Source organism: Rhodohalobacter sp. SW132 (assembly GCF_003390325.1).
GTDB lineage: Bacteria > Bacteroidota > Rhodothermia > Balneolales > Balneolaceae > SW132.
Map to the genome: position 1 here is coordinate 1 of NZ_QUOK01000026.1, position 2,183 is coordinate 2,183.

The 2,183-nt window shown below is 34.2% G+C and carries 4 protein-coding genes; 2 read left to right on the forward strand and 2 right to left on the reverse strand.

Annotated features, from left to right (window positions below):
* Positions 1–111: 111 nt before the first annotated feature.
* Entirely contained in the window at positions 112–618 is a 507-nt protein-coding gene (locus DYD21_RS20730; protein WP_116038932.1) for a hypothetical protein, read from the reverse strand.
* A gap of 3 nt (positions 619–621) precedes the next feature.
* Positions 622–888 (reverse strand): hypothetical protein, encoded by a 267-nt coding sequence (locus DYD21_RS20735; RefSeq protein ID WP_116038933.1) that lies wholly within the window; start codon positions 886–888, stop codon positions 622–624.
* A gap of 241 nt (positions 889–1,129) precedes the next feature.
* Here DYD21_RS20735 and DYD21_RS20740 point away from each other — a divergent pair, with 241 nt between their 5' ends.
* Together DYD21_RS20740 and DYD21_RS20745 are read left to right on the forward strand one after the other, a co-directional pair.
* A complete protein-coding gene (locus DYD21_RS20740) occupies positions 1,130–1,651 on the forward strand; it encodes a hypothetical protein (RefSeq protein WP_147303671.1) in 522 nt (173 codons plus the stop codon).
* Between the two features lie 75 nt (positions 1,652–1,726).
* The gene (locus tag DYD21_RS20745; RefSeq protein ID WP_116038935.1) at positions 1,727–2,176 is read left to right on the forward strand and encodes a hypothetical protein; all 450 of its coding nucleotides are present in this window, start codon (positions 1,727–1,729) and stop codon (positions 2,174–2,176) included.
* Positions 2,177–2,183 lie beyond the last annotated feature (7 nt).

Here is a 2,183-nt window from a genome sequence, read left to right on the forward strand (position 1 = left end):
TTTGGTGTTTCTGCGGCCTGACGATCAATTTAAAAGTCAAACAATAATCTGGAACAGGTCCGCAGGAAACACTGGTTATGCAACTGATAGTTTCTAAATTTGATACCAAGATTATTGATCAATTTTTTCTAGAATTTCTTCAAGATAAGATCGAATTGCCTTTGGTGAGTCTCCGACCTGAATAGCTTCAATTGCTTTAGGTATAGATTCTCTTTTTCGATTCAATGCAGGATCAGTTATAGCAATTGATAGTGCTTCAAGAGTGTTTAATATCGTTTCAGGATTTACTTGTCGTGTTCCTGGTGCTCGCAAACCTGGGTTAACAGTATTAACAGTTGATAAGGTAAACCATGAAAACATATCCCAACGACCTGCAAATCTATCTGTAAGATGATCTCGCAGACGAGGACCTAATCGAGACCCATAAGCTTTACCTATGTAAACAGTTTTGAACTGATCATGCAAAACGTAAATTGCGACAGCATCCCAGAAATCAATTTTATGAGTAGATTTTTTGATTTTTACTTTTCCGACTAAGCTGCCTTTATTACCCGCCCCAACAGTTCCCCAGTCAACGATATCTGGATTCCAAAAACTACCATATGCACGTATCAGCATATTTCAGTTATTTTTGAGGTTAATTTTCTTTAAAAAAATTCTTTCTGAGGTATTTTTTGCCTCATAAATAATCGCTGAAATGGCATTGGGATTATTTTTGGCCAACACATCTAAATCTTGAGTTATTTCCTGAACTGAATTCTGAGCAATCAAAATCTTTCTATTGTCGACATAATAGGTTACTAATTGGCCGTCTTCCATTTCAATGTCAACTTCATTTCTTGGATAGTCAGAAAAAACTATCTCTTGAGATAATAATCGTAGGTTCATAGTTAGTTATTAGATTTAAGTTGCATAACGGTTCGGCGTTTAACCGGTTTTGCCATTACGGGCAATATAGTGAACAAAACTCATGATATCTCCAATAATAAAGGCCTTAAATTAGACTTTAAGCGGCAAAATCCGGTTGAAACGCTGGTTATGTGTAATCCCTTCTTTTTGATAGTTGCATCTTAAGATTAGATGAAATATTATCTTAACGTAAGATGAATCTAAAATACAGGAGACACGAATGATGACAAATAAAACCCTTGAACAAATATTGACTGTTTTAAAATACAGCAAATACAACTACAACTCTGGCATGTCGTTGACAAGTTCTTATCAAGATGCGATATCCAGGGTGGCAAATGAATATGGAGTCACATATCAGACGATTGGAGACGGATGCAGAAGACGATTAAAACTGGATTCAATTGGTGAGTTCAGCGAGTTAGTCAGAAAGTGGCTGAATGGAGACTCAAGCCCATTAATGAGTGTTTTAAAATCACAAACCACCAGTCGGTTACATAAAAAGGTAGAGGATTTCTTTGGAGAAACAGAGGTGTCCAGAAATGATGAGTCCGCAATTGAAGAAAAATCTCAAAAAGAAGAGAAAAGGATTGAATTCAGTTTCCTGATGAAAGAAACTGATCAGCGGTACCTTAAAGCATTAAGTCAGATAGAAGGAGTTGACGAAAAAGAGCTAATTAATGTTATTGTGTCCGATGGTATTAAAGATCGAATGAAGAAAACTGTTCTGAATTTGAAATAAATTTTCAAAAAAATAATTTGTCATATAATTAAATGTGTAAACAAGAATTTAAAATTCAAATAATAATATAAAGACATGAATAATTACTTTTCTGAAATAGAGTTCAAATATGGCAACAGCCAATTTTGGTTCCCTTTCTTTTTTGGTGCTGAAAATCTTGAGATCGCAAAAAAGAAACTACAAACATACATTACTGCTCTTAAAAAGCATTACCAAATAACGAATAACCCAAACATAACACCTATTATTGAAAAGGTGAATTCGAACCAATTGAATGAATATGTTGATAAAAGATTAAAAGGTAGAGTATATATTTTAAATACCAATATATGGGAGATGCACGGTATGGAGTCAATACCTGAATTAGACCTGATAGAGAATATGGATTTATTGGTTCAGAGCGGAGATTACGATTCAAATTCTCTTGCCGAGATGATAAATCAATTAAAACTTCCAGTCAAAAAACTGTCTCCAGATTTTCCAGAAACTGGCGATGAATTTTTATTGATAAATGTTTTGAGGTAGATTACAC